Annotated in this window: 11 protein-coding genes; 5 read left to right on the plus strand and 6 right to left on the minus strand. The window is 60.2% G+C overall.

Annotated features, from left to right (window positions below):
- Nucleotides 1-482: 482 nt before the first annotated feature.
- Complete coding sequence (locus tag BGC09_RS03120) at nucleotides 483-1760, plus strand: L-lactate MFS transporter (protein WP_069801993.1); 1278 nt, start codon at nucleotides 483-485, stop codon at nucleotides 1758-1760.
- 188 nt (nucleotides 1761-1948) lie between these two features.
- Nucleotides 1949-4216: an FdhF/YdeP family oxidoreductase gene (locus BGC09_RS03125; protein WP_069801994.1), complete on the plus strand. Its 2268-nt coding sequence runs from the start codon at nucleotides 1949-1951 to the stop codon at nucleotides 4214-4216.
- Nucleotides 4217-4475: 259 nt separating this feature from the next.
- On the opposite strand, the gene BGC09_RS03130 is transcribed toward BGC09_RS03125, so the two are convergent.
- The 5 genes from BGC09_RS03130 to BGC09_RS03150 all read right to left on the minus strand — a co-directional run bounded on the left by BGC09_RS03130 (nucleotide 4476) and on the right by BGC09_RS03150 (nucleotide 11156).
- Nucleotides 4476-5861 (minus strand): glycoside hydrolase family 5 protein, encoded by a 1386-nt coding sequence (locus BGC09_RS03130; RefSeq protein ID WP_069801996.1) that lies wholly within the window; start codon nucleotides 5859-5861, stop codon nucleotides 4476-4478.
- 213 nt (nucleotides 5862-6074) lie between these two features.
- Complete coding sequence (locus BGC09_RS03135) at nucleotides 6075-7058, minus strand: carbohydrate ABC transporter permease (protein WP_218103947.1); 984 nt, start codon at nucleotides 7056-7058, stop codon at nucleotides 6075-6077.
- Between the two features lie 59 nt (nucleotides 7059-7117).
- Nucleotides 7118-8038 (minus strand): carbohydrate ABC transporter permease, encoded by a 921-nt coding sequence (locus tag BGC09_RS03140; RefSeq protein WP_069801998.1) that lies wholly within the window; start codon nucleotides 8036-8038, stop codon nucleotides 7118-7120.
- A gap of 289 nt (nucleotides 8039-8327) precedes the next feature.
- The gene (locus tag BGC09_RS03145) at nucleotides 8328-9653 is read right to left on the minus strand and encodes a substrate-binding domain-containing protein (RefSeq protein ID WP_069802000.1); all 1326 of its coding nucleotides are present in this window, start codon (nucleotides 9651-9653) and stop codon (nucleotides 8328-8330) included.
- A 450-nt stretch (nucleotides 9654-10103) separates the two neighbouring features.
- Nucleotides 10104-11156, minus strand: a complete 1053-nt coding sequence (locus BGC09_RS03150; protein ID WP_084657888.1) for a LacI family DNA-binding transcriptional regulator — start codon at nucleotides 11154-11156, stop codon at nucleotides 10104-10106.
- Nucleotides 11157-11606: 450 nt separating this feature from the next.
- On the opposite strand from BGC09_RS03150, the gene BGC09_RS03155 reads away from it, so the two are divergent.
- Together BGC09_RS03155 and ftsH are read left to right on the plus strand one after the other, a co-directional pair.
- Complete coding sequence (locus BGC09_RS03155) at nucleotides 11607-12077, plus strand: acyl-CoA thioesterase (protein ID WP_069802004.1); 471 nt, start codon at nucleotides 11607-11609, stop codon at nucleotides 12075-12077.
- Between the two features lie 375 nt (nucleotides 12078-12452).
- The gene (ftsH, locus tag BGC09_RS03160) at nucleotides 12453-14465 is read left to right on the plus strand and encodes an ATP-dependent zinc metalloprotease FtsH (RefSeq protein ID WP_084657889.1); all 2013 of its coding nucleotides are present in this window, start codon (nucleotides 12453-12455) and stop codon (nucleotides 14463-14465) included.
- 219 nt (nucleotides 14466-14684) lie between these two features.
- On the opposite strand, the gene BGC09_RS03165 is transcribed toward ftsH, so the two are convergent.
- Entirely contained in the window at nucleotides 14685-15329 is a 645-nt protein-coding gene (locus BGC09_RS03165) for a class IV adenylate cyclase (protein WP_069802006.1), read from the minus strand.
- A 555-nt stretch (nucleotides 15330-15884) separates the two neighbouring features.
- Between BGC09_RS03165 and argJ the strand changes: the two genes are divergently transcribed.
- Complete coding sequence (gene argJ, locus BGC09_RS03170) at nucleotides 15885-17096, plus strand: bifunctional glutamate N-acetyltransferase/amino-acid acetyltransferase ArgJ (RefSeq protein ID WP_069802008.1); 1212 nt, start codon at nucleotides 15885-15887, stop codon at nucleotides 17094-17096.
- Nucleotides 17097-17104: the final 8 nt, after the last annotated feature.

The following is a 17104-nucleotide window of genomic DNA, read 5'->3' on the forward strand; positions in this document are numbered from 1 at the left end:
TTTTGACGTGATCAAGGGCAGAGTTCTGTCACTGCCCAGCGGGTCGCCAGGCCAAGAAGGGAGGTGAAGGAAAGCTTCTTGACCTGGCGCCGATGCACCTGTGCGGCTGGTAGACCGGTTCTGACGCCTGGCAAGCAGCCTGGGGCCCGTCTCTCTCCTTCACTGCATCAATCTGGCTGAGCACAGGCCAGAGGAGGGCCTTGCTGATCGAGGAAGCAGTCAACTGTGAGTCGAATCGTCTGACACTCTGCCGTGCTGCCACAGACTGGCATACTCTGCCTGCGTCCATCGCTGAGCAGCGTCGGCTCCTGCCCTCGGTCAGCTCAGCCGAAGAGCCGCTATTTCCCTTCAGGTTCGTACTGACTGATAGTCATGAGCAACCGATCAACCGGTAACGGTGAGCAAGCAGGTCTGGCGTCGCAGCCAGATGAGCAGAGCAAGGCTGCTAGTAGGCAAGACTAGTGGCCAGAAAGGATGAGCTTATGGCGACCGCAACCTCGACGACGCAGGTACGCAATCGCTGGATCATTGTCATCGCAGCCATTGTGATGCAGCTCGCGCTCGGCTCTGTCTACGCCTGGAGCGTCTTCTCCTCCCAGTTGCAAAAACTCTATGGCTGGGATAACACGCAGGCAACGCTGCCTTTTACGATCGCCATCCTCGTTCTTGGTATTGCCGCGGCCATCGGCGGCTTCTGGATGGACCGCGTTGGGCCGCGCATTGTAGGAACAACCGCGGCTGTCTGCTACGGCTTAGGTGTCTTTTTGGCTGGTTTCACCGGCAATCAGCTCGCACTCCTCTGCCTGGCCTACGGGGTCCTTGGGGGTCTGGGCATGGGTCTTGGCTATATTGTGCCTGTGGCGACCCTGGTCAAGTGGTTCCCCGATAAGCGTGGCATGGTGACCGGTCTGGCCGTCTTCGGCTTTGGCGGCGGAGCGGTGATTGTCTCGCAGGTAGGGCCGCTGCTGATGAGCGCCTATGGTGGAGGGGTTCAGGCCCGCGGCATTGGTCCGGCCTTCATGACCCTCGGCATCATCTACCTGATCCTGATTGGTCTCGCCTCCCAGTTCTACGCCAATCCCCCGGCGGGCTACCGTCCTGCTGGCTGGACTCCGAGTGCTCAGGTCATCGCCCAGCGGGCCACCCGCGATCTTACTCCGGGCGAGGCGCTGACGCGCTGGCAATGGTATGCGCTCTGGGGCATTCTGGCCCTCAACGTGACCGCCGGCATCGCCATGATCTCTCAAGCCAAACAGATTGCCCTTGGCGGCGGGGCCCCTGATGCTCTGGCCACGCTCTTTGTCAGCCTCATCTCTATCTTCAATGCCTGTGGGCGCTTTGTCTGGGCCTGGCTCTCGGATCTCATCGGGCGTCGCCAGGTTTTTATGATTATGTTCGCCCTGCAGGTGGTGCTCTTTCTGCTGATGGCGGTCTTCGTCAAGTCGTTCGCCATCATCCTGGTGCCAGCCTTGCTGGTGGCCCTCTGCTATGGCGGCGGCTTCGGCACCATGCCAGCCTTCACGGCGGACTACTTCGGTCCGAAAAATTCCGGCTCGATCTACGGTCTGATGCTGACCGCCTGGAGCGCCGGCGGCGTGCTCGGGCCGATCCTGATCGCCCAGGTCAAGGATCGCACCGGTGGCTACGTCGTGGCCCTGGTGGCTCTGGCCATCATCATGGTTCTGAGCTTCCTGCTGCCACTCCTCACGCGCCCGCCGCGCATCGAGGTCGAGGCCACGGGTGAGGCCGCTCCAGCATAAGCGAGTTGGACCCGTCAGCCAGGGTACAGGCCAGCCTGCCGCCAAAGCCCGAAGCCAGAGCGGCTGGTCTGTGCCCCTGTCAGCGAAGGAGAGCGTTCCATCTCTCCTGCCTCTCCTTCCTTGTATAGACTTCAATCATTGGCAGTATGGGAGCGTCACGACGCTTCAAGAAGAGAAAGGGCGAGGCTATGGCTGCAAGCAAACCCATTGCACCGCATCTGTGGGCCAGTTGGAAGCCCTTCGGCCTGGGCGAGCGCAAGCCTCATCACTTTACGGAGATCGCGCGCACCATCTGGCAGAATCGGCGCCATCCACTCTACGCCTGGCGCATTCTGACGCGCGGCTGCTGCGATGGCTGCGCCCTCGGCACCTACGGCATGCATGACTGGACGATGGACGGCATCCATCTGTGCACCATCCGTCTTAATCTACTGCAGCTGAATACAATGGAAGCGATGCCCTGGGAGCGGCTAACTAACGATTTAGAGAGCCTCAAGCAGCTCTCCAGTCCTCAGCTACGTCAGCTCGGTCGTCTTCCCTATCCAATGGTACGACGCCGCGGTGAAAGTGGCTTTCGGCGCGTCTCCTGGGACGAAGCGCTCGATCTGATCGCTGAACGTATCCGCGGCACCCGCCCGGATCGTCTGGCCTTCTATCTGACCTCGCGCGGCATCACCAACGAGGTCTACTATGTCGCCCAGAAGGTGGCCCGCTTCCTGGGCACCAATAATATCGATAATGCCGCCCGCGTCTGTCATTCCCCCAGCACAGTCGCCCTCAAGCAGACGTTGGGCGTTGGCGCCTCCTCGGTCTCCTACAAAGATTGGATCGGCACCGATCTGCTGATCCTGCTCGGCAGCGATATCGCCAATAACCAGCCGGTGACGACCAAATATCTCTACTACGCGAAAAAAGCCGGCACGCGCATCGTCGTGATCAATCCCTACAAGGAGCCGGGCCTGACGCGCTACTGGGTGCCCTCGGTCCCCGAGAGCGCCGTCATGGGCACCAGGCTGATGGACGACTTCTTCCAGGTTTCGACCGGCGGCGACATCGCCTTCCTCAACGGCACCCTGAAGTATCTGATCGAACAAGGCTGGGTCAATAACGACTTCATTGCCCGCCACACCGTGGGCTGGCCGGAGCTGCAGGCCGAGCTGGCTCAACAAGATTGGGAGACGCTAGAGCGCTACAGCGGCCTGTCGCGCGATGAGATGCGTCGCTTCGCCGAGTTAATTCACCAGGCGCGCAGCGGCATTCTCATCTGGAGCATGGGTCTGACCCAGCACACCTTCGGCGTCGACAACGTCAAGGCCGTAGTCAATCTGGCCCTTTCGCAGGGTTGGGTCGGCAAGGAGCACTGCGGCGTCGTACCCATCCGTGGTCACAGCGGCGTCCAGGGTGGAGCCGAGGTCGGCGCCGTGCCAGACCTGCTGCCAGGCGGAGCCTCCGTCAATAAGCCAGCCGATGTCGAGCGCTTCAGCCAGCTTTGGGGCTTCGAGGTGCCAGAAGGTACAGGGCTGCGCGCCGTTCAGATGATCGACGCCGCCTATGATGGTGATCTCGATGTGCTCTACTGCAGCGGCGGCAACTTCCTGGAGGTACTGCCTGATCCAGACTACGTGCGCCAGGCCCTGGAGCGCATCCCGATGCGCGTCCACCAGGATATCTTTGTGACCAGTCAGATGCTGGTTGATCCCGCGGATACAGTCGTGCTCTTGCCCGCCCAAACGCGCTATGAGCAGCCAGGAGGCGGGACTGAGACCAGCACAGAGCGGCGCATTATCTTTACGCCTGAGATACCCGGACTACGCATCGGCGAGGCGCGCTGCGAGTGGGAGATCTTCCAGGAGGTCGCCGCCCGCGTCTCTCCCGAGCGCCGCGAGCGCATCGTCTTCCCCAATGCTCAGGCAATCCGCGAGGAAATTGCGCGCGTGATGCCGCTCTACGCGGGTATCGAGCGTCTCCGTAAGCCGGGCGATCAGGTGCAGTATGGCGGGCGTGTCCTCTACCGCGATGGCCAGTTCAAAACTGCTGACGGCAAGGCCCATTTCTCCGTGCTGCGTCCGCCCGAGCTGAACCTGCCCGAGGGACGCTTTATGCTCTCAACCCGCCGCGGCAAGCAGTTCAACAGCCTGATCTATGGCAAAAAGGATACCATGAGCGGGGCCCCGCGCGACAGCCTCTTTATCTCTGCTGAGGATGCCGCCGCCCTGGGCCTGCATCACGGCGATCGCGTGCTGGTCAAGAGCGACAACGGCCAGAGCATGCCGTGCCGCATCTTCATCGACGAGATTAAGCCGCGCAACGTGCAAGCCTTCTGGCCGGAATGCAACGTCCTCCTTCGCCGGCGAGTCTGCGATACCGCCGCCGGCATGCCCGACTACAACGCGATTGTTGAGATCGTGCCTCTGACGACGCCTGCCCTGGCAACAGCGAGCAGCAGGAGCCACTAATCAGGCGCTGATCAGCCGCGATCTGATCACCCCGCCAAGCCCAGGCTAGCCAGTGCGCAAGAGAACAAGAGGGGCGGCTGCGGCCCGCAGAACAGGTCACAGCCGCCCGCCCTTCCTCCCGGGGACAGGGAGGCAAGTGCGAGAGCCTCGCGGCTCTCTTAGGAAAGGGAGCCAGGGTCGGGTACCGCGGTGCTCAAGGGGGTGAAATCTGCTCGCTGCACTCGCTCGCCCGCCGGCTCTCTCCCTGTGTCAGCATCGGTCAGCGATTAGCATACTCCCTGAGAATGTCGTTGAGCGGCTCTCGCTGGATACATTGCTCGAAGCGGAACGACTGGAGCAGGCGATCAAGCTCAGCCTCGCTCAGGCCAGCAAAGAGCGCAGCAAATTCCCCCAGCAGCGGCTCCGCCAACAGAATGTGGCGCACCAGCCGACGAATCAGCCAGCCCGCCCCAAACGGGAAAGGAGCATAGTCAGGGAACTCACGCGCAAAGGTCTCCTCCAGCGGCTGCATGATATGGCGGATCTGCGTATCCAATGTCCCCCAGGTATCGACGCCGAGACGGGCCTTCTTCTCCAGGAAAGGACGCAGCAGCTCGTTCCAGGGGGAGTCGGGCGCGGTATAGACCAGGCCCTGGAGACCGATATCCTTGTAGGTCCAGATGGACCAGCTCGCTCCATAGCGCTGGTAGATCTCCAGCTGATCGCGCAACAACTGATAGCGCATGGCATCGCTCTCTGGCTCGCCGCGGTAGACTGGGCCAAACTCGCCGATCCAGATCGGGCTGCCCTTCTCACGCATGAAGGCCGTGCGCTTCAGAAAGACCTCTTCAACAACGCTGGCATCAAAGTACTGGCCATCGGTATAACCCGGGTAGGGGCCTCCGTGGATGAAACCAGGCTCAGCATAGTCGTGGGCCGTAAAAACCGTATTGGGCCAGAGCTCCTGGAACATGTGAAAATCTTGTGAATAGTGGTTCCCATCGAAAAAGATGATATGGTGGGGATCGACCGCGCGAATGGCCTCGTAGAGGCGGCGATAGAAGGGCTCAATCAGCTCGCCTGTTGGATCGCCAGGCTCGTTCATTGGATTGTAGCCCGCTACCCAGGGATGGTCTCGATAATGGCTGGCAAGCGCCTGCCAGAGATGCACCGCTCGATCCTGGAAATGGCGATGCTTCCAGAACAGCGCCTTGTGCGTCGGATTATCGCTATGCCAGTCCTGGTTTTGGTAGCCCGGCAAAGCGTGCAGATCGAGAATGGTATAAATCCCCTGCTCCGCACAGAGATTGACCACCCGATCCAGATGCTGGAAGCCCTCTTCTTTGACGACAAAAGGCTCCATATCTGACTCAAAGTGCCGATAGTTGATCGGAATGCGCACCAGATTGAGCCCGAGCGAGGCAATGAAGCGCGCATCTTCTGGACCAAAGAAGTAGTCCAGGAAGCGGTCAAAGAAGAAGCGATAGCGCTCGGGGCCAAGCACCTTGTATAAGGCTTCACGCTGCGCCTCCTCATTGGCCGGATAGCCAGTAATGAAGTTCTCCATGTTCATCCAGCCACCCAGGCCGACGCCGCGTAAGATCACGGGCTGGCCCTCAGCGTTAACAATCTGTGACCCCTGCGTAGTGAGCATACCTGATGTCATCTTATCCTTTCTCGTTCTCATGGTTGTGACGAGCCGGGTTTTGCCAGCTCAGCTGTTCGCCTGTCCCTTTGCCTCGGCATTGCCTCCTCTGCCTCGCCTCCCTCTGCCTTGCCGGAGATCGTAGCCTCAGCGAGGAGGCGACTGCCAGCCTCCCCCGGCTCCAGGAGCGCAATGCTGCCCTGCAATCGCCGCTCCTTTGTCTGTCAGACGGCCTCAGCGGCTGAAACCGGCCAACAAGCCCGTCAGCAGCTGTCGTCTGCCGAAGATATAGAGCAAGAGCATCGGCACCGCCGAGAGGAAGACAGCGGCCATAATGGCAGGCACATCGGCAGCATACTGCCCCTGGAAGCTCCACAAAGCGAGCGGCAACACGCGCACCTCCGGGCTTTGGGTCAATACCAAGGGAAAGAGGAACCCGTTCCAGACCTGGATCGACTCATAAATGGTCACCGTGATCAAGGCCGGGCGCGAGAGTGGAATGACGAGCCGCCAGAGAATCTGCCAATGGCTGGCGCCATCCAGGCGCATCGCCTCATGCAACTCGGCAGGAATATCACGAATAAAGGTCACCAGTACCAGCACCGACAAAGGTACTCCAAAGGCCACATAGGGCAGGATCAGGGCAAAGAGCGTATCATAGAGACGCATGCCACTGATGAGGGCATAGATCGGAATGATCACGGCCTGCAAAGGGATGGCCAGACCCAGCAGGAACAGGCTGAAGATGGCTCGCGTCAGCCGGTTGCGCATGCGCGCGATTGCGTAGGCCGCCGGGACCGAGATCAACAGGATCAGAGCCACACTGATCACCAGCACAAAGAGACTGTTGAGCAGATACAGGCCAAAGCCATTCTCCCAGACCCTGCTATAGTTTTCCAACGTCGGCTGTGATGGAGGCAGCCAGGGATTATCGAGATAGAAGCCAGCCTGTGAGCGGAAGCTGCTCATCAGCATGTAGAACAGCGGGTAGAAGGCCACCACAAACCAGAGCAAGCCGCAGAAAGCTGGGATCAGCTCAACCAGCCGACTCGTCCGGAAAGGCCGCTGTTGGTGCGGGGGCTGCTCCGTCGGCACACGCTTCTTCTCCAGGTCTGCTTCACCGGACGGTGCCGGCGCCACCCTGGCTGCGGCCCTCATCGGCGCGCTTTGCCCCCCAGCAAAGGGAAGCCCGCTCAGAAGTGCACGGTTCAGCCGCATCGCCTCGCCTCCTTCTCTTCTGCTTTCCATTCTTTCCTTTCCTCTCTCCGCCAGGCCGCTCAGAGACCTTCTAGCTGGCTCGACATACGCAAGAAACCGGTCACCCGCAGCAGCAAGAGAGAGAGCGCAATGCCGCTCGCAGCCAGGACCAGAGCGATGACGCTGCCGTAGCCAACCTGCTCATTCACAAAGGCCGTGACATACATGTGCAACGGCAGGATGCGCGTTGCGTAGCCTGGCCCGCCGCCAGTCATCACCCAAATCAAATCGAAGTAGGTCAGCGAGCCGGTCAGCATAAAGATTGAAGAAGTGATAATGGTATACTTCAATTGCGGCAGCGTGATCGAGAAGAACTTACGCAATCTACCGGCCCCATCAAGCTCGGCGACATCATAGAGCTCGCGGGGGATCTGACGTGCACCCGTCATATAGAGTAGAGAATGGAAGGGAATGAACTGCCAGGCAATGACAATGGCCACAACATAGAAAGCCAGGTTTGGGTCGCCAAGCCAGCCACGCGCCCAAGAAGAGAGGCCGACGGCGCGCAGGGTCACATTGATCAGGCCGAAATTGGGATCAAGGATCGAGACCCAGGTGATCCCAATCGCCACGGTTGAGAAGAGCAAAGGCAAGAAGTAGAAGACGCTCAGCACAGCGCGATAACGCTGTTGGCCCGCCATAAAGACCCCGAGCAGCAGACTCAGCGGCGTCTGCAGGACCCAGGTCAGAATCATCATCTCGATGGTCAGACCCACAGCGTGCAGCGTCAGCGGATCGGAGAAGAAATGGAGCCAGTTTGCAGGGCCGACCCAGGCCGCCTGGGCAATACCATTCCAGTTCGTAAAGCTCAGGTACAGGGCCACCAACAGGGGGAAGAGCGCGAACAAAGCATAGAAGCACAGGGCCGGGGCCGTCCACAGGAGCGCCGGCCAGGAAGCAGGCCCTCTTCTGGTAGGGGCAATGCGTGCGGTCACACTCATACTCATGGCTTTAGCCTCAGCTCAACCAACGGAGAACAACAGGTGCTAGCAACGCCTCCTGGCCTCCCCGACAACGCAGACGATCAGTCAAACGACTGGCGCCCAGAGAAGCGGCCAGCACTCAGCGCTCAGGCAATCCACCCGCTGCGGGTAGCATCCAGCAGGCGACAAGGGAGGCACATGGAAGAAAGGATAGATGGGTGGAACAGGGAACCCTCCCCGCTCGTAGACCCTGTTCCACCCACCGCCACGCTACAGCTACCGCTGCGAGTAGCCAGCCTGCGCTACATCAGGTACCGATCGTTTGATTCATGTTGGCCGAGAACTGCTGTGGCGAGATCTGGCGCAAGAAGAGCTGGTCCAGATTGGTCAGCAGGGCCTGGGCTGGCTGCGGAGGCAGGGCCTGGTCCCAGGCCAGCTGGAAGTGGGCAGCCTTCTGTACCAGGCGATAGACGAAGAGCAGCCAGTCGCTATGTGGTGCATTGCTCAGCTTATTCTCGATGCCCTTGACTGGGGGGATCTCGCCGAGGGCAATGCGCCGATCGACCGCTTCGTCGTTCAGTACGGCATCCTTGAGATAGGTTACGCAGGCCTGGATAGCCTTCGACGTCTTGGCAACCGAGTAGTAATTGCAAGGGACGCCCGTCAGATTGGAGGGATCGCCGACGCCGCCCTCAACCGCCGGGAAGGGGAACCAGCCCAGCTTTCCCTGTTGGATAAAGGCCGGATCATCGTTCGTGATGGTGCCGAAGTCCCAGGTGCCCATCAGGTGCATGGCCGCCTTGCCGGTATAGAGCAGGGCGCTCGCCTGGCCAGTATCGTAGCTCACCGAGGCAAAACCGCTGCCGAACGCCCCAGCAGCCACCAGGTCCTGAATCATCGTATTGGCCTTGATAATGGCCGGGTTTGACCAGGCATTGGGCTGATTGGCCATGATGGCATCAAAGACCTGCGGGCCGCCAAGGCGATCGACCAGGTACATCTCATACATCAAATAGGTCCACTTACTGGCCCCACCGAGGGCAATCGGCTGCAGACCCTGCTGCTTCACCGTCTTCACCAGAGCGAGCAGGTCACCCCAGGTCTGAGGAATCGAGAGCTTATACTTTGCGAAGATATCCTTATTATAGAGAAAGACCACCGGCTGCACCCCATCGTTGGGAATGCCATAGATGTGGTTGTTGAAGGTGGCAGCGCCGAGTGAAGAAGGCAGGAAGCGATCGCGCCAGGCTGGATCAGCGTTGAGATCGGGGGTCAAATCGTAAACATCGCCGGCATCGATATAGGACTTGAGGATGCCACCGCCCCAGCCAAAGAAAATATCGGGCGGCTGGTGCGCTCCCATCGCTACCTGGAGCTTCTGCTTATAGGGGTCATTCTGGAAGAATTGGACGGTGGCGTGAATCGAGGAATGTGTCTGGTTGAACTTCGCCGTGATGTCCTGAATCAGCTTCTGGTCATTGCCATTGCTGATATCCCAGACGACAATCGACTGGGAGTTGCTACTGCCGCCGCTCTGGCCACCCACGCCAAAGCAGCCCGAGAGCAACGCGGCCAGCGAGACCGCGCTGGTTGTCTGGAGAAAGTCGCGGCGAGAGAGTCTCCTTTGCTGCATAGTTCCATCTCCTCTGGCATCTTTGCTCGCCCGTCGTGATTGAGGCCCACGCACGCAGTGGCATGGCGCTGCACATGGACAGACCCGGAAAACATCCTTGCTTGGCCGGAAGAACAGGGCAGCCGTCTGGCTGGCCAGGCTCCTGCTGCCGTCCCGGGACGGGGGCCAGACAGAAACAGAGAGACCGAAGCGAGCCGACATCGGAGCCGCCGCCAGAGCGGCTGCCTTGTGAGCAATAGATCAGGCGCTCGTCGTTGAGAAGAGCCTCCTTTCTGCAGCAGCAGCTGCTGCGACTGCCTGCGCCGCCGGCCCTGGCGGCTGGCAGGATGCAGACGAATCCGCCTGCCATCCTTACATGCATACAGCCAGACGTGTATACATACTGATGTGTTTTCTACCAGTGATTTATGAGCACACGCCTCCCTGCGATGATCGGCGCCCTGGCGAGCGCTAGCGATCAGGCGATGGTGGGGGCGCGCAGGACTCACGCACAACCAGGGAGGTCGCCAGCTCCACGCGCATGCTATCGAGGAGTTCGCCTGCAATCAGGCGCAACAACATCGCTGTTGCCATGCGACCCATTTCGGCCAGAGGCTGGCGGATCGTCGTCAGCGCTGGGGAGACCATTGTTGCGATCGGCACATCGTCGAAGCCGACCACGCTCACATCGTCAGGGACGCGCAGGCCATGTGCCCGCAGAGCAGCGTAGACACCCATCGCCTGCAAATCGCTGCCGGCGAAGATGGCCGTCGGCGGCTGGGGCAAAGCCAGCAGCGCGCAGGTCTGATCGTAGCCTGTCTGCTGGCGAAACTCGCCGGGGCGGATCAGCTCCGGATCGACCGGCAGGCCCGCCTCCTCCAAAGCCGCCCGATAGCCTGCAATGCGATCCTGACTGCAGCGGAGATTAGGCCAGCCGGCAATAATCGCGATGCGGCGATGCCCCAAGGAGAGCAGGTACTCGGTTGCCGCTCGCCCGCCAGCCCAGTTTGTGGCGCCTACCGAAGGAACATCGGGTCCCAGCTCGCCGCGATGGTCCACCACCACAAAGGGGATACGATGCCGACGTAGCTCGTCGAGGCGATCAGACTGGCCTTGCGCAAGCACCAAAATGGCCCCATCAGTCGCTCCCTCAATGACCTGGCGCAACCACAGTCGCTCACGGCGCGACTCGTCGTGCGTCGTCGAAAGGGCCATGCGCAGCTCGGTGCGCTCCAGCACCTCCTCCACCCCACGAATGATCTCGAAATAATAGGGGCTATCCAGATCCGGCACCACGAGGTCGATAATGCCGCTGCTCCCTCTTCTCAGGGCATTCGCTACCCGACTGCGCACATAGCCAGCCTCACGAATGACCCGCTCGACGCGCTCGCGCGTCGCCGGGGCCACGTCCGGGCGGTTATTCAGGACCCGGGAGACGGTCGGTATCGATACCCCGGCACGGGCCGCGATCTCGGCGATGGTGCTGCGTCGCCGATTCATGCTCTGCCTCGACTTTGCATTCATTACCGGTAACCTTATCGCCACAGTGGTTGTTTGAATCATACCTGGGAATCAGCCTTCTGTCAAGGGTAATCTTCAAGCAGTTGCTCCGGCTTCTCACAATGAAAGCGCTTACTGGTGAAAAAAAATTCGACCTTCCAGGCGATATTTTTCCGATAACGTTATCAGAGACAGAAGGCCCAGGATGGCCCTCTGATTCGCCTGGTCCGGGGTCGCTATGCTACCATACATGTCAGGAGGCCGCAGGCAGGATCGTCCGCGTCAGGCTCCAGCCCGCGCCCTGTCCTGGCCAGTCTCGGCTTCAACCAGCGGTCAGCGATGGCTGCTGCATGGGTAGACGCTATCTGTTGTGATTGGGCCCGAGTGGAATGGCCGCTTAATGAGTGGGTGGGTCTCCGAGAGAGTTCGGCGTTTCCGAGCGTTTTGCTCTGCTGAGAGGGAGGTATCGAGAGCGTGGAGCAGCACAATGACAGGCCGCTTGCGCAGGCTGTACAGGAGTTCGAGGTCTCGCTGGTCGATATGGACCCGTTCTTCATCCACTATACTGCCTATACGATGTGGATGGACCGCGGCTTTCTTCATCTGCTCAAAACCTTGGGGCATCCGCTGCATACACTGTTCGCTGAGGGTCACGGCTTTCCTGTTGTTCATTGCCAGCTTGATTTCTGGGAACCGGCGGCGCTTGATGAGCGCGTGCGCCTGACAACGGCCCTGGTGCGTTTGGGACGCACGAGCCTGACGGTACGTTACGATTTCTCACGGGTGGAGGCCGATGGTTCGCTGACGCCCCTGGCCCGCGGCGAGAGTGTGCATGTGTATACCCAGCGCGCCACACGCCAGGCCCGGGAACTGCCGCCCTGGCTGCGGGCTTTGGCCGAGAGCGGGATGTCGACCACAGCGCAGCCCGAACCGGAGCAGCAGTGAACGGGAATGCCTGGTCTCTGCCGCCTGGGCTACCCCCTCTCTTCCACCAGGGCCGGGTGCTGAAGAAGTGATACTTTTTGTACAAAAGGTATCACAATGGCGGCTCTGCTGAACGTTTGCTGCTTCTTCAAACCTGGGGGAGTCCATTCCTTCTACCTGGCTTGCCGGCGCTTTGGAAGAGGACGCAGCACGCTTTTAGGCGCACTCAGCGTTACATCAGAATTCCGTGGAGAACTCAGGACCTACTATGTTATAATACCCCTCGAATGAGTCTTCCATTGACACAGTGTAATGCGTCGTAATGCATAGTACAGCTCTCCTACATTCCTATACAAGATTGCCCGTTTTCAGGAGAGGATAGAGAGAGGAGCCTTGATGCCAAGTACTGGGAAATGGCTCAGAAACAGCCTGCTGTGGCTGCTACTGGCAATCGCCATTGTCCTGATCCTCGTTGTCTTCTTCCGCCCCCAGAGCGGCGCTAAAACGGTGACGGTTTCGACCCTCCTGAGCGATCTGAAGGCGGACCTGCGCAATGGGGTTCAGGATACGCTGAACGTTGGAACGACGACCCTCACCTTGACGCGGGGGGCCTCTTCTTCGGCTCAGCGCGAGGTCGCGAATATCAACGATTCGTTTGATATTACCCGCGTGCTGCGGGATAATAACATTGATTACACGAATAATCGCCTGCTGACCGTGCAGTACGAGGCGCCAAGCTCGCTGGGTGCGTGGTTGAACCTCCTCGGCGGCCTGATCCCCTTCGTGTTGATCGCTGCGATCGTCATTATCCTCCTGCGCCAGGCTCAGGGCACAAACAACCAGGCGCTCTCGTTCGGTAAGAGCCGGGCGCGCATGTTCCTGGGCAATAAGCCTACGGTGACCTTTGCCGACGTGGCCGGCGTAGATGAGGCGAAGCAGGAGCTGCAGGAGATCGTCGAGTTCCTGAAGTATCCCGATAAGTTTGCCGCCCTCGGGGCTCGCATCCCCAAGGGGCTGCTGCTGGTGGGACCGCCTGGCACAGGAAAGACGTTGATCGCTCGCGCTGTCGCCGGAGAGGCCGGCGTGCCATTCTTTAGCATTAGCGGCTCAGAGTTCGTGGAGATGTTCGTCGGCGTGGGGGCGAGTCGCGTGCGCGATCTCTTCGAGCAGGCAAAGCGTAACAGCCCCTGCATTGTCTTTGTCGATGAGATCGACGCGGTGGGTCGCCAGCGCGGCGCTGGTCTGGGCGGCTCGCATGATGAGCGCGAGCAGACGCTGAACCAGATTCTGGTGGAGATGGATGGCTTCGATTCGAGCACCAATGTGATTGTGATCGCGGCCACGAACCGACCCGATGTGCTCGATCCAGCCTTGCTTCGCCCAGGCCGCTTTGATCGCCAGGTGGTGCTCGATCGCCCCGATATCCGCGGTCGCATGGCTATCTTGCAGGTGCATGCCCGCGGCAAGCCGCTAGAGAAGGATGTTTCTCTGGAGACTATCGCTCGCCAGACTCCGGGCTTCTCCGGTGCCGATCTGGCTAATCTGCTCAATGAGGCCGCGATTCTGGCCGCCCGGCGCAACCGGCGAACCATTAGTATGAAGGAGCTGGAGGAGGCCATCGATCGGGTGGTGGCCGGGCCAGCGCGCAAGAGCCGCATTATCAGCGAACGCGAGAAGGCCATTACGGCGTACCATGAGGTTGGGCACGCTCTGGTGGCGCGTATGCTACCCAATACTGACCCGGTGCATAAGGTCTCTATTGTGGCTCGTGGCCAGGCCGGCGGCTTCACGATGCTGCTGCCAACCGAGGATCGCTATCTGTGGAGCAAGTCACAGTTTGAGGATATGCTGGCCTACGCCCTCGGCGGCCATGTTGCCGAGCTGATTATCTTCGGCGAGGTGACAACCGGCGCTTCGAACGATATCGAGCGCGTGACCAAGATCGCCCGCTCGATGGTCACCGAGTACGGGATGAGCAGTTTGATCGGTCCCGTGGCCCTCGGTCATAAGGAGGAGCTGGTCTTCCTGGGCCGCGATTTCAATGAGCAACGCAACTACAGCGAAGAGACGGCGCGCGAGATCGATATGGAGGTGCGCCGCATCGTCCAGGGGGCTTTCAATAAGGCCTATCAGGTGCTGTCTCAGAATAAGAAGCGCCTGATCATGATCAGCGAACGCCTGATTAAGGAGGAGACTTTGGAGGGGCCAACCTTCGAAGCGCTCTTCAATCAACCAATCCAAGAGGACGAGTACGAATCACCCTCAATTTTCGCTGGAATGCCAGACGTCCACGATACCCGCTTGAACGGCAAGCGGGATGACGTGAACCGCCTGCCTGATACGCTCTTTCCTTCGCTGCCCTCGGGCTTCCAGTCCTCTTCTCACGGCGAGGGGAGCCGCGAGCCGTAATCAGCCATGCAGCCTGGGCCGCGCCGTCTCTCGCCGGCGGGGCTGGGGCTGGTGGCTGGATACTTCGGGCAAGCGGTGGGTGGGTCAGGCTGCTTGCCTTCGCACCCGCCCCCCACTGCGGCCTGAGCTGGGCCGAGCGCTTGCCAGGTGATCCAGTCGTACGACCTGAGTCTGGTCGATGGCCATGCTCTACCCACGCATGGGTGGCACCTGTCTCCCTCAGTCGCAGTGCCCACTGAGCAGGTCGCTGTAGGAGTAGGGCACTACCGGTAGGCGATCTAGCTCGAGCAGCGAGATGAGTGCCGAATGCTCAGCGCTGGCTTCCCCAGGGCTAATCTCCTCGTCGATGACGGTCTCCAGCTCGACAAAGGAGCCGAGATCTTTGACTTCATCCAGATGGATACGGGTGTGCCCATAGCGATAGAAGCGACGCCTCTTTTCAACGACAACGAGGACCCCCAAAGCCGCCGAAAGCAAGGCCCGCAGGACGGCTGGCTCGCTCACAGGATAGACCAAATACTCGCAGGTACAGGCTCCCGCCCGTTCCTGTCGACGCGAGGAGATGAGGAGCGCTCCCTCTCTACTACGCTCGTGGCTTCCCTCGGCTACCTCCTGGCCCTGATCTGGTCTGCTTGTGGTTTGCTCCATCTGCTCCATCGCAGCCTCAACCACGTCGGTCGAGGTCGCTGCGTCGTCTTCGCGCCACCACTCGCGCAGCTTGAGGCGAGTGTGGGTTGCCAGGAAGTACGTATCGCGCTGCTGCACGGTGCGCACATAGGCTGCTCCCGCACTGCAGGCCAGTGCTTCTACCTGCTGGAGCGTTGTGGCACCAAGGCAGCGGACTTTTAATTCCAGGTTTTGCACGGTCAGGCTATCCTTCCAGCTAGAGTCTCCTATGTTGTTCATTATACCGCCACGAGCGCTTCACTGATAAGAGTGAGCTACCCACTGACAGCGGATTCTGGACCAAGGCTTTACAAGGACTGCCCCCCGCACTATACTATTCAGCAAAGGTCGCACGATCCGCATCGCGTGCCTCGCTGGGCGGCCTACCGACATCAGCCAGATGGGGACTACTTGCAGGGCTGTTCTCTCTGGCCCCAGACCAGCTTGTCGGCATGCTGGCCCCCGCAGTGATCTGGACCTGATCGGCGCGGCCCCTATCCAGAGCCGGTGTTTGGCGATCGCCGGTTTTCTTTTTTTGCTCAAGACCCTCTTTTACCACCGTTAGCCAGATCGGAATGGCTTCCCGGCTGAGGGAGCACGGAGCGCTGTTTAGAGGGCAGATCAGCAGGGAAGAGGATCTTCGCAATCTCCCTCAGCCCCATCACACCTACAATGGAAAAAGCACGGCGGCTCACTCTGACAATACACAAGCTGCAGAGCTGCCTGCGCTAGCTGTATCAGGAGGGACAACCATTGACTGAGCAATTCCGTGAGGTAGACCTTTGTGTCACCGCTCCGCGCGGCTTTCGCGCCGGAGCTGTCGCCTGCGGTATTAAATCCGATGCGGCGATCAAAGATCTGGCGATCCTGGCCTCGGATGTCCCTTGTGTCGCCGTCGGGACCTTTACGACAAGCCGCACCCCTGCCGCCCCCGTGCTGCTCTGCCGGGAGTATCTGCGCGACGGCAAAGCTCAGGCGGTGGTGGTCAACAGCGGTAACGCAAACTGCGCCACCGGCGAGCAGGGCCTGCGCAATGCCTATCGCATGTCCGAGGTGGCAGCCTCTCGCCTGGGCATCCCAAAGGAGTTGGTGCTCTGCTCGTCAACCGGCATCATTGGCCGGCAATTGCCTATGGAGAAGATTGAGCACGGCATCACCTCCATCGAGCTGAGCAGCAACAGCGGCAACGATTTTGCTGAGGCAATTCTGACGACGGATACGCGCCCTAAGCGCATCGCTCTGGAATTCGAGATCGATGGTCGCACGGTACGCCTGGGCGGAGCAACCAAGGGCGCCGGGATGATCTATCCGAATATGGCCACCATGCTCTGCTATTTGACGACCGATGCCGCTGTCGAGCACGCCTGGCTTCAAGAGGAGCTGCGGGCCGCTGTGGCGGACTCGTTCAATATGATCTCTGTCGATGGCGATATGTCGACGAATGATACCTGCCTGCTCTTCGCTAATGGCCTGGCAGGGAACGCACCACTCAACAAGGCTCATCCCGAGGCCGGACGTTTCCGCGAGGCGCTGCGTCGCGTGACCACTTATCTGGCCCGTGAGATCGCTCGCGATGGGGAGGGTGCGACCAAGCTGATGACGGTCCACGTGCGCGGCGCACGCGATCGAGCCGATGCCATCAAGGCGGCACGCGGTATTACGCTTTCGCCCCTCTGGCAGTGTGCTCTGGCCGGTGGTGACCCTAACTGGGGCCGGATCGTCGCCGCTCTCGGCGCGAGTGGCTGTACGCTTGACCCCGACCGCTTCGATATTTTTATCGGTCCTGTTCAGGTGGTGCAGCAGGGTGGGGCCGCCTCTTATGATGAAGCGGCGGCACGCGCTGTTATGGCCGCCAGCGAAGTGACCATTACGATCGATCTACACCTGGGAGAGGCTGAGGCCACAGCCTGGGGGTGTGACCTGACCCACGGCTATATTGATGAGAATACACTCTACACACGCTAGCCAGCCAG

Origin of the sequence: Thermogemmatispora onikobensis, assembly GCF_001748285.1 — a bacterium.
In the GTDB taxonomy this organism is placed as follows: domain Bacteria; phylum Chloroflexota; class Ktedonobacteria; order Ktedonobacterales; family Ktedonobacteraceae; genus Thermogemmatispora; species Thermogemmatispora onikobensis.